This window comes from Photobacterium sp. GB-50, from assembly GCF_003026755.1.
GTDB lineage: Bacteria > Pseudomonadota > Gammaproteobacteria > Enterobacterales > Vibrionaceae > Photobacterium.
This window is the reverse complement of the sequence record NZ_PYNX01000001.1, coordinates 531,152-554,062: the sequence shown is the minus strand read 5'-3', so window position 1 is coordinate 554,062 and position 22,911 is coordinate 531,152. Positions and strand designations below refer to the sequence as shown.

The following is a 22,911-nucleotide window of genomic DNA, read 5'->3' as shown; positions in this document are numbered from 1 at the left end:
TCATGGGTCTCAAGAATTTCCTCGAAGATATTGAACATCACTTTGAACCTGGTGGTAAGCATGAACGTTGGTTTGCGCTATATGAAGCGTTTGCAACTATCATGTACACACCAGGTCAAGTAACGCGTACTTCTGCGCACGTTCGTGACAGCATCGACCTTAAGCGTCTGATGATCATGGTTTGGCTTGCGGTCTTCCCAGCAATGTTCTGGGGGATGTACAACGTGGGTGATCAAGCTATTGCTGGTCTTAACCACCTATACACAGCTGACAAGCTAACAGCCATTATTGCTGCAGATTGGCATTACTGGTTTACTCAAATGCTAGGCGGAACATTATCCGTTGACGCAGGTTGGGGCAGTAAGATGTTGCTTGGTGCAACATATTTCCTACCTATCTACGCAGTAGTATTTGCTGTGGGTGGTTTCTGGGAAGTGTTGTTCTGTATAGTGCGTAAGCATGAAGTTAACGAAGGTTTCTTTGTAACTTCTATTCTTTTCGCCTTGATCGTTCCACCTACATTACCGCTTTGGCAAGCAGCACTAGGTATTACCTTTGGTGTTGTCGTCGCAAAAGAAATTTTTGGTGGTACTGGTCGTAACTTCCTTAACCCTGCACTTGCAGGTCGTGCGTTCCTATTCTTCGCATACCCAGCTCAGATCTCTGGTGATCTAGTTTGGACTGCGGCGGATGGTTTCTCTGGCGCGACTCCGCTAAGTCAGTGGGCTCAAGGTGGTGAAGCGGGTGTTGTTAACACTATCACGGGTCAAACAATTACTTGGATGGACGCGTTTATCGGTCATATCCCAGGTTCTATTGGTGAAGTATCAACATTAGCTATCCTGATCGGTGGTGCATTCATCGTTATTATGGGTATTGCTTCATGGCGTATTATTGCCGGTACGATGATCGGTATGATTGCAGCAGCAACGCTATTTAATATCATTGGTTCTGATACGAACCCAATGTTCAGCATGCCTTGGCAGTGGCACCTTGTATTAGGTGGTTTTGCATTCGGTATGATGTTCATGGCAACGGATCCTGTTTCTGCAGCGTTTACCAACAAAGCAAAATGGTGGTATGGCGCATTGATCGGTGCAATGGCTGTAATGATTCGTGTAGTTAACCCTGCATACCCAGAAGGCATGATGCTAGCGATTCTATTCGCTAACTTATTTGCACCTCTATTTGACAACCTAGTTGTTCAAGGCAATATCAAACGGAGACTGGCTCGCCATGGCAAGTAATAAAGATAGCATGAAAAGAACGCTGCTTTTTGTTGTTGTATTGAGCCTAGTGTGTTCAATCATCGTATCAGTAGCAGCTGTTTCATTACGCCCTAAGCAAGAAGAAAATGCGGTACTTGACGTACAGCGTAATATTCTTTCTGTTGCAGGTTTGCTAACACCAACAACGAACGTTAAAGAAACATACGGTAAGTTCATCGAGCCTAAGCTTGTTAACATTAAAACCGGTGAATACGTTTCTGAGATTGATGGTCAAACTGCGGCACAATATGATCAGCGTGCAGCAGCGAAAGATCCAGCTGAATCTACTAAGCTTCCAGCGAACGAAGATTTAGCGAAGATCATTCGTCGTGCTAACGTTGCGACTGTATATCTTGTTAAAGATGCTGCAGGTCAAACAACCAAAGTTATCTTACCTATCCACGGTAACGGTCTATGGTCAATGATGTACGCATTTGTTGCTGTTGGTATGGACGGTAACACTGTTGATGGTATTACTTACTACGATCAAGCTGAAACTCCGGGACTGGGTGGTGAAGTTGAAAACCCAACTTGGCGTGAGCAGTTCGTTGGCAAGAAGTTGTACGATATGAACTTCAAGCCTGCAATTAAGATTGTTAAAGGTGGCGCACCAGCAGGTAGCGAACACGATGTTGATGGTCTTTCTGGTGCAACATTAACAAGTAATGGTGTACAGCACACCTTCGACTTCTGGTTTGGTGCTCAAGGCTTCGGTCCTTACCTTGCTAAGCTACGTGCAGGAGATCTGAATAATGGCTGATGCTAAAGAAATGAAAAAGATCCTATTTGGACCTTTTATTAGTAATAACCCAATCGCCCTTCAAATCCTTGGTGTATGTTCGGCGCTAGCGGTAACCACTAAGCTAGAAACAGCATTTGTTATGACAATCGCAGTAACAGTAGTAACTGCATTCTCTAACTTATTTGTTTCACTTGTACGTAATCAAATCCCGAACAGCGTGCGTATCATTGCTCAGATGGCAATTATCGCATCACTAGTAATCGTGGTAGATCAGGTACTAAAAGCGTACCTATACGATATCTCTAAGCAGCTATCTGTATTCGTTGGTCTTATCATTACTAACTGTATCGTAATGGGTCGTGCAGAAGCATACGCAATGAAATCACCACCGCTTCCGTCTTTCTTAGATGGTATTGGTAACGGTTTAGGCTATGGTTTTGTTCTGATTACAGTTGCTTTCTTCCGTGAACTACTAGGTTCTGGCAAGCTATTCGGTATGCAAGTATTACCACTAACGTCTGATGGTGGTTGGTACCAGCCTAACGGTCTAATGCTGTTAGCTCCGTCTGCTTTCTTCCTAATTGGTTTCATGATCTGGGTGATTCGTACTTTCCGTCCAGAACAAGTAGAAGCGAAGGAGTAAGGGGAACATGGAACATTATCTTAGCCTATTAGTTCGTTCGATTTTTATCGAGAACATGGCATTATCTTTCTTCTTAGGTATGTGTACATTCCTTGCGGTATCTAAGAAAGTTAAGACCTCGTTTGGTCTGGGTGTTGCCGTAATCGTAGTACTTACGATTGCAGTACCTGTAAACAACCTTGTTTACACTTACTTATTGAAAGATGGTGCATTAGTTCAAGGTGTTGACCTTAGCTTCCTGAACTTTATTACTTTCATCGGTGTTATCGCAGCGTTAGTACAGATCCTAGAAATGATTCTAGATCGCTTCTTCCCGCCGCTATATAACGCACTAGGTATTTTCCTTCCGTTGATCACAGTTAACTGTGCAATCTTCGGTGGTGTATCGTTCATGGTACAGCGTGATTACAACTTTGTAGAATCTATCGTATACGGCTTCGGCTCAGGTACGGGTTGGATGCTTGCAATTGTTGCACTTGCGGGTATTCGTGAAAAGATGAAATATTCAGATGTACCGGCAGGTCTTCGTGGTTTAGGTATTACCTTTATCACCGTAGGTTTGATGGCGTTAGGCTTCATGTCTTTCTCTGGCGTACAGCTGTAATCAGGATAAGTAAGGAATATCAATGGATATTATTCTTCTTGGCGTAGTCATGTTCACCTTGATTATCCTGGCTCTAGTTTTAGTAATTCTATTTGCTAAATCTAAGCTAGTACCAACAGGTGACATCACTATTTCAGTAAACGGCGATCCAGAAAAAGCGATCACCACAGGTGCAGGTGGCAAGCTACTAAGTGCTCTAGCGGGTAACGGTATCTTCGTATCATCAGCATGTGGTGGCGGTGGTTCTTGTGGTCAGTGTCGTGTAAAAATTAAATCTGGCGGCGGTGATATTCTGCCAACAGAATTAGATCACATCACCAAAGGTGAAGCACGTGAAGGCGAGCGTCTTGCGTGTCAGGTTAACGTGAAGTCTGATATGGACATCGAATTACCTGAAGAAATTTTTGGTGTGAAGAAGTGGGAATGTTCTGTTATCTCTAACGATAACAAAGCGACCTTCATCAAAGAGCTTAAGCTACAAATTCCAGATGGCGAATCAGTACCTTTCCGTGCTGGTGGTTACATCCAGATTGAAGCACCTGCTCACCATATTAAGTACTCTGACTTTGATGTTCCAGAAGAGTACCGTGAAGACTGGGATAAGTTTAACCTATTCCGTTACGAGTCTAAGGTTGATGAAGATATCATCCGTGCTTACTCAATGGCGAACTACCCTGAAGAGTTCGGTATTATTATGCTAAACGTGCGTATTGCTACGCCGCCGCCTAATAATCCAGACGTACCACCAGGTCAAATGTCATCATTCATTTGGTCACTGAAAGAAGGTGACAAGTGTACGATTTCAGGTCCATTTGGTGAGTTCTTCGCAAAAGATACTGACAATGAGATGGTATTTGTGGGTGGTGGTGCTGGTATGGCGCCAATGCGTTCTCACATCTTTGACCAACTTAAGCGTCTGCACTCTAAGCGTAAGATGTCTTACTGGTACGGTGCGCGTTCTAAGCGTGAAATGTTCTACGTTGAAGATTTCGATATGCTTGCTGCTGAAAACGATAACTTCGTATGGCACTGTGCACTGTCTGATCCACAACCAGAAGATAACTGGGATGGTTACACTGGCTTCATTCATAACGTGCTTTACGAAAACTACTTACGTGATCATGAAGCACCTGAAGACTGTGAATACTACATGTGTGGTCCACCAATGATGAATGCGGCTGTTATCAGCATGCTTAAAGATCTTGGTGTAGAAGATGAAAACATCCTACTTGATGATTTCGGTGGCTAATACATAGCCCTTCGCTCACAATTAAATTGGCTGACCAGTGAATGGTCAGCCTTTTTTCTTACTAACCCTTTTAAACCTGTTTTTTATTGTGGTTATTTATCAATAGTGAGAAGTGATCAGACTAAAAAACAACATGAACGATGGAGTATGAAGTGAAGCGTTTCCTGCTGTGTAGTACGTTGGTGTTATCAACGTTAATGTTGTTGACAGGCTGTGGTGATAGTCGTCAACAGATTGATATTAATGGGCAAACAATGGGGACTTACTATTCAGTAAAACTCATTAAGCAAGAGGGATTACCAAGCCCAGAAGTTATCCAAAAAGAAATTGATAAGCGTTTAGAGCTTGTTAATGATCAAATGTCGACTTATCGTCCTGATTCTGAATTAAGCCAATTTAACCAGCAACAATCTTCTCAACCTTTTGAGGTTTCTGCGGCAACGGCAAAAGTAATTTCTGAAGCATTACGTATTTCTAAGCTAAGTAATGGGGCTTATGATGTGACGGTGGGTCCATTGGTAAACTTGTGGAGTTTTGGTCCTGAAGCTCGCCCAGAATCTACCCCTACAGATAAAGAGATTGCGACTCGAAAAGCCGAAATTGGTTATCAACATTTAGCGGTATTATCGGGTAATAAATTAGTGAAAGATCTGCCTAACCTGTATGTTGACCTTTCATCTATCGCAAAAGGGTATGGCGTTGATGTCGTTGCTGATTATTTAAAAGATGATCTGCATGTTAAAGATTTCATGGTTGATGTCGGCGGTGAAGTTCGCTTACAAGGAAAGAACCGTTCTGATGTGCCATGGCGTATTGCGATTGAAAAACCTGTTGCAAGTGAGAGGGCGGTACAAGATATAATTCAAGCTGGCGATATGGCAATAGCGACATCGGGTGATTATCGTAATTACTTTGAAGAAGATGGAGTGCGTTATTCTCACTTGATCAATCCTCAAACCGGTAAGCCAATTGCTAACCATGTTGTGTCGGTTACAGTTATTGCGCCATCTTGTATGACGGCAGATGCATACGCGACGACTTTTTCTGTTATGGGGGAAGAAGAGTCTATAGCATTAGCCAATAAAGAGAAGTTACCTGTAATGTTGATTGTAAAGACCAAAGATGGCTTCGTTGAATATAAGTCAGATACGTTTGAGCAATACGTTGTTAAAAAATAAATGAGGTAGTCATGGTTATTTACTTAGTCACATTTTCTGTTTTCTTATTAGTGATTGTCGCAATGGCAGTTGGCTATATTTTCCAACGTAAAACCGTAAGTGGCAGCTGTGGGGGATTAGACGGTATTGGTATTGCAAAAGAATGTGATTGCCCTGAGCCGTGTGATGCGCGTAAAAAGCGTGAAGCCCGCGCTGCTCGTGCAGCTGAATGGAAAAAGAATCAAATTATCTAACTGTCTTTGAGCAATAAAGATAAAAGAAAAGCCTGAGCTAACTCAGGCTTTTTTATGCCATTTAATTGCTCACTAACTGATTTCTACCGTTTTTCTTGGCGGTGTAAAGGTTATCGTCAGCTTGTTTAATTAGGCTATCCAGTGTTTTTAAATTTGTTGCTGCACCAATACTTATAGTGATTTTTATCTGCTGATCAAGGTAGGGAATAGTAATTGATTCAATGCGTTGTCGAACAAGTTCTAAGGTTGATAAAAAGCTAGGGAAGTGACCATAATGCTGAATGCAGAACTCTTCTCCGCCAAAGCGGGCAACAATCGATTCTGGAAAGTGAGCATCAATGATTTTACTGATGCTGATGAGTACGGCATCACCACCATCATGGCCATACGTATCGTTAACTTTTTTAAAAAAGTCGATATCAATCATCGCTATATTCAACGACTCATTTTCAGTTTGACAACAGCTATGAGTGAAGAAGTAACGACGATTCCAAAGCCCTGTTAAAGCATCTTGGTTTGCCATCCGATACAGCTTATCAGAGGTATCTTTCATATTTAGAATATGATGAATACGACAGTTAAACTCTTCTTGATTAAAGGGCTTATAGAGAAAATCGTTGGCACCTGCTTTTAGAAACTGCGCCGTCATCGTGCTGTCGTCACTACCAGATAGACCCAATACCGCCATTTTATTTCGACTGTACTCACGTCTGATTTCACGGGTCATAGTAATGCCGTCTTTTTCTGGCATATCGTTATCAGTAATAACTAAGCTTATATCTGGATTATCATCAATGATTTGTAGCGCTTCATTACCGTCAGAGGCTTCATATACCGTGAGGTTCTGTTTTTCTAATAAATGACTGACATGATTTCGTACCATGTCAGAATCATCAACAACGAGTGCTTTATGCTCTAAGTTAGCTTCTAGACGAAGTAATAGTGGTACAAGGTAGGCAACGGAAGCTGCACTATCTTTAAGTAAATAATCTAAAACGCCTTTGGCAAGAACTTTTTCGCGGATAGTTTCATTAAATTGGGCAGTTAAAACGATTGATTTGACCTTGTGGTCTAATACGAGATCGATGATTTCACCATCTTGACCATCCGGAAGGCAATAATCGAGTACAGCACAAAGATAACGTTCTGGGTCGGCTAATAATTTTTTAGCTTGTGATAGGTTTTCGGCAAAAATAGCCTTGAAGCCAGCTTGTTTCAATTGGTCATCAAGATAGTGACGAAATGCGCGGCTATCTTCGACAACAAGTACTTGATGTTGCAAAGTTAACTCCTTTTAGCAATACGCATAATAAATTCGGTGTATATTGATATTTATAACATTAGATGTAATGGGTTGATTATCAAATATTTTATTAGGTTTTATTTTTGTGATCTTGTTGGTGAAATATCAAACTTAATTTGTATTCCTTTTTAGATGAATATTTTTAGTTTTCCAACTATCGTAATTCATAGTTATAATAGCTGTATGTATAAACAGTAACTACAAGTGTCTTTGGTGGCGAATATAACGAAACAAATAGCAGGCCAAAGGAAAATTATTCATGTCGATATGGATTGTTTCTATGCTGCCGTTGAAGCTCGTGATAATCCAGCTTTACGTGATATTCCGATAGCAATTAGTGGCCGCTCGACGCGAGGCGTCGTCAGTACTTGTAATTACTTAGCCCGTAAATATGGTATTCATTCAGCAATGCCAACGGCTCATGCTTTAAAATTATGCCCACACTTAACCTTAGTGCCAGGCAGAATGCAGGTTTATCGTGAAATATCCCAACAGATACGGGCTATTTTCTTAAGGTACACGGATAAAATCGAGCCATTATCCTTAGATGAAGCATATTTAGATGTATCTGATTGCGAAATGCTTCATGGCTCTGCGACCTTAATTGCTCAGGATATTCGCCGTGCAATTGAAGAGGAGTTACAGCTCACCGCTTCTGCGGGTGTGGCTCCGGTGAAGTTTATTGCCAAAGTTGCTTCAGATCTGAATAAGCCTAATGGTCAATATGTGGTTACACCTGAAGATGTGGATAGTTTTGTTGCTGAACTAAAACTAGAAAAAATACCTGGGGTAGGAAAGGTAACTATTCAAAAACTCCATGAGAAAGGCTTGTATATTGGTCGTGATGTACAAAATTATGACCGTCATTTACTGCTACAGCAATTTGGCAAATTTGGGCAATCATTATGGTCTCGAGCACACGGTATTGACGAGCGTGAAGTGATTGTTGAACGACAACGAAAGTCGGTTGGGGTAGAGCGTACCTTTAGTCAAAATATTTCAAGTTTTGATCAGTGTTGGCAAGTGGTTGATCAGTTATATCCTGAGCTTGAGCAACGATTACGTAAAGTACGGCCTGAGTTAGATATTGCCAAGCAAGGTATAAAGTTAAAATTTGCAGACTTTCAACAAACTACGGTTGAGCATATTTATCCTAAATTAGATAAAGCGCAATTTATCGATTTATTAAAAGAAGCGATGACCCGACAAAATTCTCGTGAAATACGCTTAATAGGCTTAAGTGTTGGGTTAGAGGTTGGTTTAAAAGCGCAACAGCTTTCTTTTGGTTTTTGATTAGATGAAAACAGAACCTTCTCTGTTGACACATTTATTACAGTGCATATAAAAACGGGCTTAACATGAGATCACGTTAAGCCCGTTTTTGTTATTCCGTAAGTTTATTTTTTAACAGGAATATTTTTAAGTACTGCAATCATTTGATCCCAGAACATTTGAACGGTATCAATTTTCACTTTCTCATCAGGTGAGTGTGGGAACTTGATGGTAGGACCAAATGATAACATGTCCATTTCAGGGTACGGTTCTTTAAATAAGCCACACTCAAGACCTGCGTGGATCACCATGATGTTGGGTTTATTACCATACATCTCTTGGTACATGTCACGGAATACGTGCATGATTTCAGAATCAGCGTCTGGCTTCCAACCTGGATATGTACCAGAAAACTCACATTGTGCGCCTGCTAAGGTTGCTAATGATTGCAACATGCTTTCTACATAGCTACGACCAGAGTCAGTTAAAGAACGGACTAAGCAAAGTACGATCACTTTATCGCTTTCTGTCGTGATAACACCCATATTTAGCGATGTTTCAACAACGCCCTCAATGTCATCGCTCATACGGATAACACCGTTAGGGCAGACGTTTAATACATTGATTAGACGTGTTTGATCTGCCATTACCATTACATCTGTTGGTAGTTCAGCAGATTCAGTAAATAGGTTGATATCTGTTTCTACATGACCAAGCTCAGCACTTAGTAGCGTTTGGTAATGAGCGAATAATGTATTTAGTTGATCAACATGTTTAGCTGGTAGGGTAACAATCGCCGACGCTTCACGAGGAATTGCGTTACGTAGGCTACCGCCTGTGAAGTTGTTAATACGTAAGCCAAGATCGTCTGCATGAGAGACTAAAAAGCGAGCCAGTAATTTGTTTGCGTTGCCACGGCCAGTATGAATATCACAACCAGAGTGACCGCCTTTTAAGCCCTTTAGGACTAATTTAATTGCTTGGTGATCTGCTGGTGTTGCTTCACGCTTTATATCAAGTGTGATTGCGCCGTCTACACCGCCAGCACAACCCATGTAGACTTCGCCTTCTTGCTCAGAGTCAGTGTTTAGTAGAATGTCACCTTCTAACCAACCTTCTTTAAGACCAAAAGCACCGGTCATGCCAGCTTCTTCATCAATAGTAAGTAGTACTTCTAATGGGCCATGTTCGATATCTTTAGCAGCCAGTACCGCAAGACAGCTTGCCATACCCATACCGTTATCAGCACCTAATGTTGTACCTTTTGCCGTTACCCATTCACCGTCAATGAAAGGTTGGATAGGATCTGTTGTGAAGTCGTGAACGGTTTCTTCATTTTTCTGTGGAACCATGTCGATGTGCGCTTGAAGTACCACACCTTTACGGTTTTCCATGCCTGCTGTTGCTGGCTTTTTAATAATGACGTTACCTGTTTCATCACGGCGAACATCTAAGCCTTCTTTTTTAGCAAACTCAATGATGAATTGTGCTAATTGTTCTTCATATTTAGAAGGATGAGGGATCGAACAAATTTGATCGAAAAATTGCCATACAGCTTGAGGAGATAGTTGACTGATTTCAGACACGGAAGCCTACCTTTATAGAATTTTGGTCCAGTGACACTTGTCAGGCTATTAGCCGTCAAATGACATATATAAGTAGCGATTTACTCCATCGCATTTTTTTTAGCATATCATTCAGACTTCGGTGGAGGTAGAGAAAAAAGTAAAATCTTAAACCACGAATACGATAATGAATAAGTATTAACGGCGCTTGACTTGTATACATTGAGCTGATGATTACGTAATTATTTCTTATATTTATTTTCTTGATCATAAAGCAAGATTTAACCGATCAAAATTGAAAAAAAATTACATCAAAATTGGTTTAACAATGTTTTTTTGTAAAAAGTGTGACGAGGTTAAAGGAAACGCTTGAAAGTAAATTACGTAATGGTTATGATTTAGACAGTCTCATAAAGGTATGAGAAAACACTGTACACGTTCAGGATGAACCCGAGATATCGCCTCCATGGAACCGAGATAAGTGCGACCACGATGGTCTTTCCCCTCCAAGGATTAAGCGCATAAATATTTATGTGGTTAATTTGGATTACTTATTTATAAGGTGATTTAAAATGAAAATTTTTGATTCAATTACACACTTTTGGAATAACCGCTCTGTATATACAGGTAACTTTACTTACCCTAATTACTTTGGTTACTAAGAATTTTGTTATCTAGTTGCTGACTAGTTAGCCGAACAGCTTGTTCACCCCCTAACTTGAGAATACTAAATAATCGTGAGCGATTATTTGCAACATTCGCCGCCGCTTCGCTTTGAAGCGGCGTTTTTTTACCTTTAAATCGTCATAACAAGTTAGTCACACATCGCGATGTGATCCTTAGTACGTTTTATTGCTGTAGATCTCATAAATATAAAATAGATGAAATATATTAATTTGGAATATTTTAGCTAATGCATTGATTTTATATTGCTAATTATCTGTTCTTAAAAGCCAAAAAAACAAAATTAAATTTATTAGTCTTAGTTTTGTGCATTTACTCGATATTTTCTGGAAATTGATAGATCTGATGTTTATAATCGCGCTCGAATTGAGAACGCAAACGTTTTCTTTTGCTTAATACTAACGTGTCAATCTCCAAGGAACAGAGAAACATGCTTGAGAAGTTATTTAAACTAAAGGAACACGGCACAACTGTGCGAACGGAGTTGCTTGCTGGCTTAACAACATTCCTGACCATGGCTTACATCATTTTTGTAAACCCTACTATGCTATCCAGTACGGGAATGGATAAAGGTGCAGTATTTGTTGCAACCTGTTTAGCAGCGATGATCGGTTGTTTTGTGATGGGATTTTTTGCTAACTATCCTGTCGCACAAGCACCAGGCATGGGCTTAAATGCCTTCTTTACTTATACCGTTGTGCTAGGCATGGGGTATACATGGCAAGTTGCGTTAGCCGCTGTTTTCTTATCAGGTTTGTGTTTTATTGCGTTAAGTTTATTAAAAGTACGGGAATGGATCATTAACTCCATACCAATGGCGCTGCGAACCGGAATTTCTGCAGGTATAGGTTTATTCCTTGCCTTCATTGCATTACAGAGTTCAGGCATTGTCGTAGATAACCCTGCGACGTTAGTACAAGTAGGCGATCTAACCAGTTTTCCTGTTGTGATGGCAGCACTTGGTTTCTTTCTAACCATAGCGCTTGTTCATCGTGGCTTTAAAGCTGCAGTCTTGATTGCAATCTTAATTGTTACTGGGTTGAGTATTGCATTTGGTGAAGTGACTTATGGCGGCATTATGTCAATGCCACCAAGCATTGCACCAACCTTTATGCAATTAGATTTTTCGGGGGCAATGGAAGTTGGCCTGATTTCAATTGTGTTTGCTTTCTTGTTTGTCGATTTATTTGATACCGCAGGTACGCTTGTCGGTGTTGCGACAAAAGCAAACTTAATCGGTGAAGATGGCAAGTTGCCACGCTTAAATCGCGCGTTACTTGCAGATAGTACAGCAACCTCTGTTGGTGCCTTATTGGGTACATCGAATACCACTTCTTTTGTCGAGAGTGTGTCCGGTGTCGCAGTCGGAGGTCGTACCGGTCTTACTGCGGTAACGGTTGGTGTATTATTCTTACTCGCTCTATTTTTTGCTCCATTAGCTGGCATGGTACCTGCCTACGCAACGGCTGGTGCATTATTCTACGTCGCGATTTTGATGATGTCGGGGTTAGTGGCAATTGATTGGCGTGATCTAACAGAAGCTGCACCGGTTGTTGTGGTTTGTTTGTTGATGCCTTTAACTTATTCTATCGCTGAAGGTATTGGCCTTGGTTTTATCACTTATGCTGCGGTTAAAGCAATGAGTGGTAAGGGGCGTGATGTAAATATCAGTGTTTGGGTTATTTCAGCATTGTTCCTTGCAAAAATAATTTTTCTTTAAGTTTTAGATTTCATAAAGCTTTATCTATTTAGGGCGATTTAACATCGTTGATCCAGAGGTTCTTTATCTATGAGTAATAAATTCATCATCACTTGGGATAACATGCAAACTTACACTCGTCAGCTAGCTGAAAAGTTGCTACCTGCTGAGCAGTGGACAGGTATTATTGCTGTTAGCCGTGGCGGTCTTGTTCCTGCTGCTATTTTGGCGCGTGAACTGGGTATCCGTCATGTAGATACCGTATGTATCTCAAGCTACGATCATGATCACCAACGTGATATGCGTGTGATCAAGAAAGCAGAAGGTGATGGTGAAGGCTTTATTATTGTTGATGATTTAGTCGACACGGGCGGTACTGCTGAAAAAATTCGTGAACTGTACCCACGTGGTAAATTTGTAACAGTATGCGCAAAACCTGCAGGTCAACATTTAGTTGATGATTACGTTGTTGATATCCCACAAGAAACGTGGATTGAACAACCGTGGGATATGGCAGTAACGTTTGTCGATCCAATCGCTAAGCGATAAGCATTCTCCCTTTATCAAGGTTTATTGCTTTGCTGCTGTAAACTAAGATTGATTAATAAGACGCCGATAAGGCGTCTTTTTTTGTTTTAAATCGACATACGTAAGTGATTTTGGGTATATCATCACTACACATCATCAAGACCACGTGGAGAGTGCCGTGTCTGAGCCATCCCCTGAAAATTTGTCCGAAAAGTTATTTGCCCCAAGACCAACCTCTAAAGAGACATCGAATTTGGTTAAAATTGCTCATGTGCGTAGTGGGCGAGTGAACAATGCGCTGGATGGTGAGAGTAAGGCTAGCTGGTACCGTGTTTTACGTCGCCCACAATGGATTTGGCAGGGCGTCGATCCGATAGAGCTTGAAGCGGTACTTGCTCGTATTGCGGGTGCTAAATCTCCACGTACGAGTGAACATTTACTGGATACGGTGATTGGCTATAAGCCAGGTAACTGGACATATGAATGGGCGCAATTGGGCGCAAGCTATCAAAAGCAAGCACGTCTTCTATTAAATGAAGGCGAGAAACTTAAAGCTTCTGAGTTGTTATTAAAAGCCAGCACGCATTACAGTATTGCCGCGTATCCGTATATCAAAGGCGATCAATTGGCTGATCAAGCAGAATTGCAAGCCAATCAAAGTTATCGTGAAGCGATAGAATTACGCCCGCATGATATGCGAACGATTAGTGTCAAGTATGAAGGTAAAACCTTTGAAGCCTTCATTCATTTGCCTCGTACCGATAAACTATTACCGACAGTGATCGTTAGCGGTGGATTAGATACATTGCAATGCGATTTATGGCGCTTATATGAAGATTATTTAGGGCCGGCAGGTTATGCGATGGTCACACTGGATATGCCATCTGTCGGTCATTGTGATCGTTGGAACTTAACGGAAGATACCAGTCGACTTCATCAAGCGTTATTACAGCAGATACGTGATGTCCCTTGGGTCGATCACCATAAAGTTGCAATGCTAGGGTTACGAATGGGCGGTAATGCAGCTATTCGTTTAGGTTTTATGGAGCCAACACGTTTAAAAACCTGTATTAGCTTGGGCGGCGCGATTCATAGCGTGTTGACCCAACCTAAGATGATTGAGCAGATCCCTCGGATGTATCTTGATGTGTTAGCATCTCGAATGGGTAAAAATGGTCAATCAGAAACGAGCATCATTTCTCATCTTCCGGCATGGTCGTTAAAGCATCAAGGAATTTTGGGGCGCCGACGTATTGATATGCCAATGCTGGGAATAAGTTTAAAAAATGATCCTGTATGCCCTGAAAGTGATAATCAGTTAATTGCGCTGTCCAGTTATGGTGGTAAAGCGATAACATTACCAGAAAAGCCTATTCATGATGGCTACCACCGTTCATTAACGACTGTCGTTGAATGGTTAAATGAGCAGTTAAGGTAATAAAGTAGACAATTATTTGGCTCTAATGGTTAAGGTGGAGACAAAACCTTGACGGTACGCAGTGAGGATATCGAACTTTATTTTATACCACTATGATATTGTTAATAAAATTTCGTATCTTCACTAGCATTTTATCCATATTCAACCATAATATATAAATACTGATAGCTATCATGTTGCACATAAACAACGTGATTAAAAAACGTTAGTAAACGTATATTATTTTGAGTATTAGCATACTCATCACTGCAGTTGACTATGGATGGATTTGCAATGACTTCGACAACTCTTTTTCCGCCTCATGGGCGTTTAATAACAAAATTAACTGCGCTGGGTCCTTACTTACGTGAGAAAAAATCAAAAGAAGGTCAGTTCTTTTTTGATTGTTTAGCCAGTTGTGTTAATGCTGATAAAGAGCCCGAACAACGTGAATTTTGGGGCTGGTGGTTAATTTTAACAGTAACCGATAATGGTTATGAATATTGCTATGATTTTGGCCGTTTTGATTTAAATGGTGAGTGGAGTAATGGAAAGTTACCCGCAAAGCATAAAGATGCGGTGATGAAAACATTATTAGATTTTCACCGTAAGTTGACGCCATTTATTGTTGATGAATGCCAATTAACCTTATCTCCATCTTCAGAACTCACACAAACACCGCTTACTGAGCTAGCATAAATAATTTGCTCTCAATTTATAAAACCCATCCAATGAAGTGATGGGTTTTTTTGTATCTTTTTTTTACATCTTGTTGCCTAAGATAACCGAATTTAGCGGCTTAAATATAATTTTGTGTGATTTGTAAGCGTTTCAGTTGTTTAACTAAATATTTGCGCACTTATATGTATTTAGTCATTGTTTTTCTCTTGTGCTTTATTAGCAGTATTGATAAAACAAAGTACATATTATTTCTTTCTATTTTGTTTGATCCCCATGGCAGATACCAAAAATACTAATGCTCGAGAGCAAGACCTTGCAGCATCTGCTGCATCACAAACAATTGTTGTTAAGTTGGGCACCAGTGTTCTTACTGGCGGTACGCTGAAGTTAGATCGCGCCCATATGGTTGAGCTTGTCCGTCAATGTGCGATGCTTCGTCGTCAAGGACATAAAATTATTATTGTCACATCTGGTGCAATTGCAGCAGGACGTGAGCATTTAGGTTACCCCGAACTGCCCAAAACAATGGCAAGTAAGCAATTACTGGCTGCGGTTGGTCAAGGTCGCTTAATTCAAGAGTGGGAAATCTTATTTGGTATCTATGGGATCAATATCGGTCAAATGCTATTAACGCGTGCAGATTTAAACGATCGGGAACGTTATTTAAATGCGCGTGATATGTTAGTTGCCTTGCTGGATAACGGTATTGTTCCTGTTGTGAATGAAAATGATGCGGTAGCGACAACAGAAATTAAAGTGGGTGATAACGATAACTTATCCGCACTTGTCGGTATTTTAGGTGGCGCAGATAAACTGTTATTAATGACAGATCAACCAGGTCTATTTACCGCCGATCCTCGTAGTAATCCTGATGCAGAGCTTATCCGTGAAGTACATACTATTGATGAAACACTGCGTAAATTAGCGGGTGGCACTGTGGGTGGTTTAGGTACAGGCGGCATGGCAACAAAACTACAGGCAGCAGATGTGGCTCGTCGAGCTGGTATTGAAGTGATCATCGCTGCTGGTCGTCGTCCTGATGTCATTATTGATTTAGCGGAAGGTAAATCTGTTGGTACGCGTTTCTTACCGCTGGAATCCCCATTAGAAAGCCGTAAGCGTTGGATTTTAGCTGGGCCTCCTCCAGCCGGTGACATTGTTATTGATGATGGCGCTGTCATTGCTGTGCAACAACGTGGGAGTAGTTTACTTGCGAAAGGGATCACCATGGTAAAAGGTGATTTTGAACGCGGTGAAGTGGTGCGTATCTTTGATAAACAAAATAACCTATTAGCACGTGGTATTTGCCGCTACTCGAGTGTAGATATGGCAAAAATTGCAGGAAAGCATAGCCAAGAAATCCACCTTGTGTTGGGTTACGAACATGGTCACGTGGCTATCCATCGTGATGATATGGTAGTTATTTAAAAACGACATGTATGTATAAATACAGAGAAGTATTGGCATCACGACAAGGATTAATAGAGGAATTATTGTGAATCTTGAATTAATGGGACAAGCGGCACAACAGGCTGCTTTCGAGTTAGCAACAACGGCAACTGCAGTTAAAAATAATGCTTTAGCGATTATTGCTGATGAATTAGAAAGTAATAAAGACATTATCTTAGCAGCGAACAAACAAGATATTGATGCCGCACTTGAATCAGGTATGTCTGATGCATTAGTCGATCGCTTATTACTAAATGAATCACGATTAGCGGGTATTGCAAATGATGTGCGTAATGTGATTAATCTTAATGATCCTGTTGGTGCAGAGCTTGATAGCCGCGTACTTGAAAATGGTATGCGTTTAAGCCGTCGTCGCGTTCCATTAGGGGTTGTTGGTGTGATCTATGAAGCGCGTCCGAATGTTACGATTGATATTGCGGCATTATGCCTAAAAACAGGTAACGCTAGCATCCTTCGTGGTGGTCGCGAGACATTCCACTCCAATATGGCACTGGTAAAAGTGATTCAAGTGGCATTGGAAAAAGCAGGACTACCAGCCGCTTCTGTACAGTACATAGAGCAACCCGATCGCGAACTTGTTTCACAACTGCTTAAGCTTGATCAATACGTAGATATGATCATTCCTCGTGGTGGTGCGGGTTTACATAAAATGTGTAAAGAAAACAGCACTATTCCTGTGATTATCGGCGGTTTTGGTATTAGCCATATTTATGTTGATGAAAGTGCCGATCTTACTCGTTCTTTAGATGTGGTTGAAAATGCCAAAGTACAGCGTCCATCGGCCTGTAATGCGTTAGATACCTTACTTGTAAATGAGAAAGTAGCAGAAGCCTTCTTATCACGTTTAGTTGAGCGTATGAACAAAGCCAAGGTAGCACTGGTTGCTGATGAAGCAGCCTATAATCTACTTGAAGGTAAAGCGTCTTCTCTGCGCAAGATAGCAGAAGGTGACTTTGATACTGAATGGTTAAGCTACACCTTAGGTATTAAGGTGGTAAACGATGTGGATGAAGCCATTTTCCATATGCGTAAGCACAATGCGAGCCATTCCGATTCAATCTTAACTAATAACCTGCAGTCGGCAGAACGTTTTGTTAATGCGGCAGGCTCGGCGGCTGTTTATGTGAATGCGTCTACACGTTTTACTGACGGTGCGCAATTTGGTTTAGGTGCGGAAGTTGCGGTATCAACCCAGAAACTGCATGCTCGTGGCCCAATGGGTTTAGAAGAGCTGACGAGTTATAAGTGGGTGGGTGTTGCTGATTACTTAAGCCGTGCTTAATCGTTAAATAAAATGTAAAAAGCTGCCGGCTAGTAATCACTAATTGGCAGCTTTTTTTATGCCAGTAATTTTTGATTTTTTCTTATTCTTTGTCGTCTTTTTTATCTTGAGATACAGGATTTTCTTGCTTACTGAGAGGGTGTTTGTCGTCAAACAGTTTGTGTTTTTTCTGCATCTCAATCTTCATATAAGCGGTATATTTTAGCGCTGCAATGTTGCTAGCGATGACGGCAACAATAATAAAAGAGATCACCCAAGGGTTAAAAAGCCATTCCATATTAGCCTCACTAATTTAGTGATAGAGTATTTTCAGGATAACACTTTTATCGATCATTTAGCTTATATATTAGTCATTAATGGCAATAAAAAAGCAGCCACATATTTCACTTCTTACGTGAAATACGTTAGCTGCTTTGAGTATTGAATGCGTTTGTTATTACAGTGCTTTTTCTAATACTTTTTGGTACATGTCGGTTAGCTTTTCAAGATCTGCGACTTTTACACACTCATTCACTTTGTGAATAGTGGCATTTACAGGGCCTAACTCAACCACTTGCGCACCGGTACGAGCGATAAATCGACCATCCGATGTACCACCGGTAGTAAGAAGTTCAGGTTGCTGGTGGTTTACTTCTTCAATCGCTGCAACAACCGCTTCGACTAGCGTACCTTTATCGGTAAGGAATGGATGACCGCTTAATGTCCATTTTAAGTCGTAATCTAAACCATGGGCATCTAATACTGAATGTACACGACGCTTTATTTCTTCATCCGTTAATTCAGTACTAAAGCGGAAGTTAAATTGCACTTCAAATTCTCCAGGGATCACATTCGATGCGCCCGTGCCTGCGGCAACATTTGGGATCTGGAAACTGGTCGGTGGGAAATATGCATTGCCGTTATCCCATGTGGTGGCAGCAAGCTCAGCGAGGGCTGGTAATGCTTTGTGAATGGGATTATTGGCAAGGTGTGGATAGGCAACGTGCCCCTGAATACCTTTTACGGTTAAATCACCGGTAATTGAGCCACGACGTCCGTTTTTAACAACGTCTCCAACGTGGTGAGTACTTGAAGGCTCACCGACAATACACATATCGATTTTTTCATTACGGGCTTCAAGGGTATCAACTACACGGGTTGTACCATTGATAAACGGCCCTTCTTCATCAGAGGTGATGAGCAGGGCAATTGAGCCTTTGTGATCTGGGTTTTCTGCGATGAAACGCTCAATGGCAACAATCATACATGCTAGAGAGCCTTTCATATCAGCGGCGCCACGGCCGTGAAGGTAGCCATCGATAATCGTTGGTTCAAACGGTGGCGTGTGCCATTGCTCTACTGGACCTGACGGTACCACATCGGTGTGACCAGCGAAAACAAACAGTGGAGCTTGGGTACCACGGCGAGCCCAAAGGTTGGTGGTATCTTCAAATACCATGGTTTCGATAATAAAGCCTAATTGCTCAAGACGAGCGATCATTACATCTTGGCAGCCTGCATCTTCAGGAGTAACAGATGGGCGACTCATTAAATCTTTAGCAAGCGCAATAACTGGGCTATCAGACATCCTTGTATCCTTGTTATTGTTGATGGAAAATTTCTTGGTATTGAGCAGGTTTAAAACCTAAGTAGTACGCATCATTGTGTACTAATAGCGGACGTTTGATCATTGCTGGTTGCTCTAACATTAGGGCTAAGGCATTGTCGCGGTTTAAGCTATTTTTTTGCTCATCAGTCAGTTGACGGTAAGTCGTTCCACGTTTATTAAGCATGGCTTCCCAACCAAGTGCTGTTTCAAACGTTTCGAGTTGAGCGCGATCTAAGCCATCAACACGGTAATCATGGAAAGTGTATTCGATATTTTCTGCTTCTAACCACTTTTTCATTTTCTTGATAGTGTCGCAGTTTTTGATGCCGTAGGCTGTAGTACTCATAAAAGATCTGACTTGATTATATTTTAATGGATAGTCTTTTATAACGAGATTACACAATGACCGCAAGTGTTGTTGTTTGTGAGCTGATTGTAAGAGATTGAGAACGGTATTGTTAACAAAAACAATAATGCTTTTTTATTTTTCTATTTAATAGAAGTAAAGATAAAGCGGGCTTGATCAAACTCAACATAAATATTTTCCACTGCTTAATAATATGTGGAATATTTTATGGAGGCCTCAATGGAACTGAATCCGGTTTTTGCCCGTCGACTTTATTTAGCATTGTTAGTAGAAAATACAGAGAGACCTAATGTCCCTCGTTTGGTTGAGCAAACAGGCTGGCCGCGTCGCACTATTCAAGATGTATTAAAAGCGCTACCTAGCATCGGTATTGAGCTTGCTTTCATTCAAGATGGTCGCCGTCATAATGATGGTTACTATACGCTGAGTGATTGGGGACCATTTGATTTGGAATGGATCAAAGAAAAAGAACCCTACTTATTAGCGGCGTTATCCTAAAAATTAAAACGCATAAGACGTCACGTGTTATGCGTTTTTAATAGGATATTACTGGCCCTTGGCTTCAAGGTATAAAATAGTGGCGGCTGTACGGGATTTTACTTGTAGCTTTTTGAGTAAACTTTTCATATGAACTTTAACCGTCGCTTCTGAGATAAAAAGCTGTTCGGCTATTTGGCGATTACGTTGACCTTTTGCCACTTCTTGTAATATTTGCGTCTCACGGTCTGTTAATTGAGACAAAATATTCGTAGGGGTATGTGGTGAATCAAGGCACTCTTTTACGATATCACTATAGGCTTTACCACCACATAACGCTGATTTTAGTTGTTCGATTAATTCATCAGGCTCAGTATCTTTGAGTAAATAACCGTCAGCGCCAGCATTGAGTACTGTTTTAATATCGCTTCGACTATCAGAGACAGTTAATATAACAATACAGGCAAGTATTCCTTCATCACGCATCGCTATTAGCGTATCAAGACCGGACAATCCCTTCATATTTAAATCGAGTAAGATCAAATCTGGTGATTTTTCATGGGCGAGTGCGATAGCATCATTACCATTGCTGGCTTCACCTACTAATTGGAAGTCTGATTCAATACTTAATAGTTGGCTTATCCCTCGACGCATGAGAGGGTGATCATCTACAATCATAACTTTCCAGCATGTCATCGTGTTATCCTTTTTGTAATGGAAATAGAAGGCAGATAGTGCAGCCTTGATTGATTCCCGATTGTATTTTTAATTCACCTTGTAGCCGTGATGCGCGCTCTTGCATAATACTTAAACCGTAATGATCACGTTTTCTCTCGTTAAGGTCGAATCCTCTACCGTCATCGATGATCGTGACATCAATATGTTGATCGGTTTGTTGGCAGTTTACGATAATCTCATCGGCGTCTGCATGTTTAATCGCATTTAATACTGCTTCTCGAATAATTTGTAACAGGTGAACCTGGTTATGGGCATCTAACGCCATTGATGATATTTGATTATCTATAATTAAGAGTGCATCGGTTTGCTCTTCTAATGGTTCTAACATTTGATTTAAGGCTTCACCAAAATTGGCATCTTTAATCATCAACCGAAATGTACTGAGTAATTCGCGCAGTTGGGTATAAGCGTTACTTAACTCTTCTTCAATATCATGGACAGTTTGATGGGTACTTTCATTTTGATCGCTTTGATTGAGTTTTCTTTTTAATAAGGCTAATTGAATTTTCAAATAGGAGAGCGATTGTGCCAATGAATCATGGAGTTCACGGGCAATGGTCGCGCGCTCTTCCATTATCAATAAATATTCCGCTTGTTTTTGGGCGCGGTTGTAATAGATAGCGCGAGCAAGGATCTGAGAGATATTATTAATTAATGCCTTATCAGGACAAGGTAAAGTGTACTGCCACCAAAGTTGTCCCATTAATTCACCATCGATATACAATTCGTTATATTGCCAATGTTGACCTGCTTGTTGACCCACTTGAATTTCTGATGTGCTGCCATTTGGCTCTGCAATGATCAGTTTTGTACCAATTAAGCCATCTATAGCAATCATGGTTTCAAGCATGTTGGTAAATTGTTCTCGGGTTAAATGGCTAACAGAAAGTTGTTGTGAGCAATTATAAAGCACTTGGAGTGATTCGTTTGCATGACGTAAGCGGTGGGTTTTTTCATTGACACTGCGCTCTAAGCCTTGATAAAGCTGTTCAAGATCTGATGACATTCTACTAAAGGTATGGGCAAGAATACCTAGTTCATTATTGCTATTATTTAATAAATCCAATCGAAAATCTTTACGCTTTACTTGCTTACAAGCATCAACAAGATCATTTAAAGGTGCGACAACTTGTTGGCGTGTATAACGAATAGTGTAGAAGATGATAAGAGAAATCAGACTAAGGCCTATGGCGCCAATAATAGCGAGTCGTTGGATTTTAAGTTCTGATGATTTTTGCAGTTCAGAAACAAAAGTATTAATACGATGGACGAATGGGGCGACATGTTGAATAAATACCGTGTTGTTATCTTTTTCAAGGATCGGGTGCAGCTCTGCCCAGCGCAGAACGATGTGATCGTAGTGTTGTTGGATCTCTGAAGAGGTAAACCAGTAAGAGAGTTCTTTCATTGGCGCTGAATAAAGCGAGTGTTCAAATTGTTCAATATGTGTAGATAAAAGAGGCGACTCTGTTTCAACATCAAAAGCTAATCGATAGCTTTGCATGCGTAAAGAACCTGCAATATTTATAGCTTCAGCATCATTTTGACTCGAAACCAATGTCATTAATGCAAGTGCAGTCGTTATTATCGAAATGATCAAAATTAACACTAAAGAACGCGCTATCGTCGTTGTTACAGAATGTGTCATTTTTTGCCTATTCACAGCAATCCTTACTGTTACTTACCCTGAAATTATTAATAGCTTAATTTTTGATGCAGAAAATTAAGCTATTAATGTGAGCTTTATCAGCTAGATTTATTGATCTAGAGCAAAAACTCCTACCAATTACCCCTTAGGGGGTATTTAAGCAATTATTTCATTATTTAGAATTAATGTATAAAAAGATGAATAGCTTATTAATGCATGCTATTTGAGTTATTTGCTGAGTATTTTATCAGCCATGTAACACAAATAGTACAACG

22 protein-coding genes are annotated in these 22,911 nt (G+C 40.7%); 15 read left to right on the top strand and 7 right to left on the bottom strand.

All coding sequences use genetic code 11. The features are described from left to right. Positions 1-2: 2 nt before the first annotated feature. The 7 genes from C9J41_RS21870 to nqrM all read left to right on the top strand — a co-directional run bounded on the left by C9J41_RS21870 (position 3) and on the right by nqrM (position 5,917). Positions 3-1,247: an NADH:ubiquinone reductase (Na(+)-transporting) subunit B gene (locus C9J41_RS21870; RefSeq protein ID WP_199194425.1), complete on the top strand. Its 1,245-nt coding sequence runs from the start codon at positions 3-5 to the stop codon at positions 1,245-1,247. Continuing rightward, positions 1,237-2,028, top strand: a complete 792-nt coding sequence (locus C9J41_RS02490) for a Na(+)-translocating NADH-quinone reductase subunit C (RefSeq protein WP_107205434.1) — start codon at positions 1,237-1,239, stop codon at positions 2,026-2,028. Before C9J41_RS21870 ends, C9J41_RS02490 begins: the two co-directional genes overlap by 11 nt. Next, positions 2,021-2,653 (top strand): NADH:ubiquinone reductase (Na(+)-transporting) subunit D, encoded by a 633-nt coding sequence (locus tag C9J41_RS02485; RefSeq protein ID WP_107205435.1) that lies wholly within the window; start codon positions 2,021-2,023, stop codon positions 2,651-2,653. The genes C9J41_RS02490 and C9J41_RS02485 overlap by 8 nt, the downstream gene beginning before the upstream one ends. Positions 2,654-2,660: 7 nt before the next feature. Further along, positions 2,661-3,257, top strand: a complete 597-nt coding sequence (gene nqrE / locus C9J41_RS02480; RefSeq protein WP_005370126.1) for an NADH:ubiquinone reductase (Na(+)-transporting) subunit E — start codon at positions 2,661-2,663, stop codon at positions 3,255-3,257. Positions 3,258-3,279: 22 nt separating this feature from the next. Then, positions 3,280-4,506, top strand: a complete 1,227-nt coding sequence (nqrF, locus tag C9J41_RS02475; protein ID WP_107205436.1) for an NADH:ubiquinone reductase (Na(+)-transporting) subunit F — start codon at positions 3,280-3,282, stop codon at positions 4,504-4,506. Between the two features lie 152 nt (positions 4,507-4,658). Then, positions 4,659-5,684, top strand: coding sequence for an FAD:protein FMN transferase (locus tag C9J41_RS02470; RefSeq protein WP_198038429.1), 1,026 nt, complete (start codon positions 4,659-4,661; stop codon positions 5,682-5,684). Between the two features lie 11 nt (positions 5,685-5,695). After that, entirely contained in the window at positions 5,696-5,917 is a 222-nt protein-coding gene (nqrM, locus tag C9J41_RS02465; RefSeq protein ID WP_105060759.1) for a (Na+)-NQR maturation NqrM, read from the top strand. Positions 5,918-5,978: 61 nt separating this feature from the next. Here nqrM and C9J41_RS02460 read toward each other — a convergent pair whose 3' ends face one another. Further along, complete coding sequence (locus tag C9J41_RS02460; RefSeq protein ID WP_107294166.1) at positions 5,979-7,199, bottom strand: response regulator; 1,221 nt, start codon at positions 7,197-7,199, stop codon at positions 5,979-5,981. A gap of 234 nt (positions 7,200-7,433) precedes the next feature. On the opposite strand from C9J41_RS02460, the gene dinB reads away from it, so the two are divergent. After that, the gene (gene dinB, locus C9J41_RS02455) at positions 7,434-8,513 is read left to right on the top strand and encodes a DNA polymerase IV (RefSeq protein WP_255418304.1); all 1,080 of its coding nucleotides are present in this window, start codon (positions 7,434-7,436) and stop codon (positions 8,511-8,513) included. Between the two features lie 104 nt (positions 8,514-8,617). Here the strand turns inward: dinB and C9J41_RS02450 are convergent, their stop codons facing one another. Further along, positions 8,618-10,078, bottom strand: a complete 1,461-nt coding sequence (locus tag C9J41_RS02450) for an aminoacyl-histidine dipeptidase (protein ID WP_107205440.1) — start codon at positions 10,076-10,078, stop codon at positions 8,618-8,620. Between the two features lie 1,093 nt (positions 10,079-11,171). Here C9J41_RS02450 and C9J41_RS02445 point away from each other — a divergent pair. The 6 genes from C9J41_RS02445 to C9J41_RS02420 all read left to right on the top strand — a co-directional run bounded on the left by C9J41_RS02445 (position 11,172) and on the right by C9J41_RS02420 (position 17,818). Continuing rightward, entirely contained in the window at positions 11,172-12,461 is a 1,290-nt protein-coding gene (locus C9J41_RS02445) for an NCS2 family permease (RefSeq protein ID WP_107205441.1), read from the top strand. 69 nt (positions 12,462-12,530) lie between these two features. Continuing rightward, positions 12,531-12,989, top strand: coding sequence for a xanthine phosphoribosyltransferase (gene gpt, locus C9J41_RS02440; protein WP_107205442.1), 459 nt, complete (start codon positions 12,531-12,533; stop codon positions 12,987-12,989). A 157-nt stretch (positions 12,990-13,146) separates the two neighbouring features. Beyond that, positions 13,147-14,406: an esterase FrsA gene (gene frsA, locus C9J41_RS02435; protein WP_107205443.1), complete on the top strand. Its 1,260-nt coding sequence runs from the start codon at positions 13,147-13,149 to the stop codon at positions 14,404-14,406. A gap of 273 nt (positions 14,407-14,679) precedes the next feature. Then, positions 14,680-15,084, top strand: coding sequence for a sigma factor-binding protein Crl (gene crl / locus C9J41_RS02430; RefSeq protein ID WP_107205444.1), 405 nt, complete (start codon positions 14,680-14,682; stop codon positions 15,082-15,084). Positions 15,085-15,339: 255 nt separating this feature from the next. Then, positions 15,340-16,494 (top strand): glutamate 5-kinase, encoded by a 1,155-nt coding sequence (proB, locus tag C9J41_RS02425; RefSeq protein ID WP_107205445.1) that lies wholly within the window; start codon positions 15,340-15,342, stop codon positions 16,492-16,494. 82 nt (positions 16,495-16,576) lie between these two features. Next, on the top strand, positions 16,577-17,818 hold the full coding sequence (locus C9J41_RS02420) for a glutamate-5-semialdehyde dehydrogenase (RefSeq protein ID WP_107205446.1): 1,242 nt from the start codon (positions 16,577-16,579) through the stop codon (positions 17,816-17,818). Between the two features lie 82 nt (positions 17,819-17,900). Here C9J41_RS02420 and C9J41_RS02415 read toward each other — a convergent pair whose 3' ends face one another. The 3 genes from C9J41_RS02415 to C9J41_RS02405 all read right to left on the bottom strand — a co-directional run bounded on the left by C9J41_RS02415 (position 17,901) and on the right by C9J41_RS02405 (position 19,752). Further along, complete coding sequence (locus C9J41_RS02415) at positions 17,901-18,095, bottom strand: DUF2897 family protein (RefSeq protein ID WP_107205447.1); 195 nt, start codon at positions 18,093-18,095, stop codon at positions 17,901-17,903. A 159-nt stretch (positions 18,096-18,254) separates the two neighbouring features. Then, positions 18,255-19,385: a succinyl-diaminopimelate desuccinylase gene (gene dapE, locus C9J41_RS02410; protein WP_107205448.1), complete on the bottom strand. Its 1,131-nt coding sequence runs from the start codon at positions 19,383-19,385 to the stop codon at positions 18,255-18,257. A gap of 13 nt (positions 19,386-19,398) precedes the next feature. After that, positions 19,399-19,752: an ArsC family reductase gene (locus tag C9J41_RS02405; RefSeq protein ID WP_005370164.1), complete on the bottom strand. Its 354-nt coding sequence runs from the start codon at positions 19,750-19,752 to the stop codon at positions 19,399-19,401. A 240-nt stretch (positions 19,753-19,992) separates the two neighbouring features. Between C9J41_RS02405 and C9J41_RS02400 the strand changes: the two genes are divergently transcribed. Further along, the gene (locus tag C9J41_RS02400; RefSeq protein ID WP_107205449.1) at positions 19,993-20,271 is read left to right on the top strand and encodes a helix-turn-helix domain-containing protein; all 279 of its coding nucleotides are present in this window, start codon (positions 19,993-19,995) and stop codon (positions 20,269-20,271) included. A gap of 48 nt (positions 20,272-20,319) precedes the next feature. Here C9J41_RS02400 and C9J41_RS02395 read toward each other — a convergent pair whose 3' ends face one another. Together C9J41_RS02395 and narQ are read right to left on the bottom strand one after the other, a co-directional pair. Beyond that, a complete protein-coding gene (locus C9J41_RS02395; protein WP_107294164.1) occupies positions 20,320-20,946 on the bottom strand; it encodes a response regulator in 627 nt (208 codons plus the stop codon). A gap of 4 nt (positions 20,947-20,950) precedes the next feature. After that, complete coding sequence (gene narQ / locus C9J41_RS02390; protein WP_107294163.1) at positions 20,951-22,636, bottom strand: nitrate/nitrite two-component system sensor histidine kinase NarQ; 1,686 nt, start codon at positions 22,634-22,636, stop codon at positions 20,951-20,953. Positions 22,637-22,911 lie beyond the last annotated feature (275 nt).

Bases quoted from the DNA above. Each gene is read 5' to 3' on its own strand.
- C9J41_RS02395 (WP_107294164.1), bottom strand. From the start codon at position 20,946: ATGACATGCTGGAAAGTTATGATTGTAGATGATCACCCTCTCATGCGT.
- nqrM (WP_105060759.1), top strand. From the start codon at position 5,696: ATGGTTATTTACTTAGTCACATTTTCTGTTTTCTTATTAGTGATTGTC.
- proB (WP_107205445.1), top strand. From the start codon at position 15,340: ATGGCAGATACCAAAAATACTAATGCTCGAGAGCAAGACCTTGCAGCA.
- C9J41_RS02405 (WP_005370164.1), bottom strand. From the start codon at position 19,752: ATGAGTACTACAGCCTACGGCATCAAAAACTGCGACACTATCAAGAAA.
- gpt (WP_107205442.1), top strand. From the start codon at position 12,531: ATGAGTAATAAATTCATCATCACTTGGGATAACATGCAAACTTACACT.
- C9J41_RS21870 (WP_199194425.1), top strand. From the start codon at position 3: ATGGGTCTCAAGAATTTCCTCGAAGATATTGAACATCACTTTGAACCT.
- nqrE (WP_005370126.1), top strand. From the start codon at position 2,661: ATGGAACATTATCTTAGCCTATTAGTTCGTTCGATTTTTATCGAGAAC.
- dapE (WP_107205448.1), bottom strand. From the start codon at position 19,385: ATGTCTGATAGCCCAGTTATTGCGCTTGCTAAAGATTTAATGAGTCGC.
- C9J41_RS02445 (WP_107205441.1), top strand. From the start codon at position 11,172: ATGCTTGAGAAGTTATTTAAACTAAAGGAACACGGCACAACTGTGCGA.
- C9J41_RS02490 (WP_107205434.1), top strand. From the start codon at position 1,237: ATGGCAAGTAATAAAGATAGCATGAAAAGAACGCTGCTTTTTGTTGTT.
- C9J41_RS02485 (WP_107205435.1), top strand. From the start codon at position 2,021: ATGGCTGATGCTAAAGAAATGAAAAAGATCCTATTTGGACCTTTTATT.
- C9J41_RS02415 (WP_107205447.1), bottom strand. From the start codon at position 18,095: ATGGAATGGCTTTTTAACCCTTGGGTGATCTCTTTTATTATTGTTGCC.
- C9J41_RS02420 (WP_107205446.1), top strand. From the start codon at position 16,577: ATGGGACAAGCGGCACAACAGGCTGCTTTCGAGTTAGCAACAACGGCA.
- nqrF (WP_107205436.1), top strand. From the start codon at position 3,280: ATGGATATTATTCTTCTTGGCGTAGTCATGTTCACCTTGATTATCCTG.
- crl (WP_107205444.1), top strand. From the start codon at position 14,680: ATGACTTCGACAACTCTTTTTCCGCCTCATGGGCGTTTAATAACAAAA.
- C9J41_RS02400 (WP_107205449.1), top strand. From the start codon at position 19,993: ATGGAACTGAATCCGGTTTTTGCCCGTCGACTTTATTTAGCATTGTTA.
- narQ (WP_107294163.1), bottom strand. From the start codon at position 22,636: ATGACACATTCTGTAACAACGACGATAGCGCGTTCTTTAGTGTTAATT.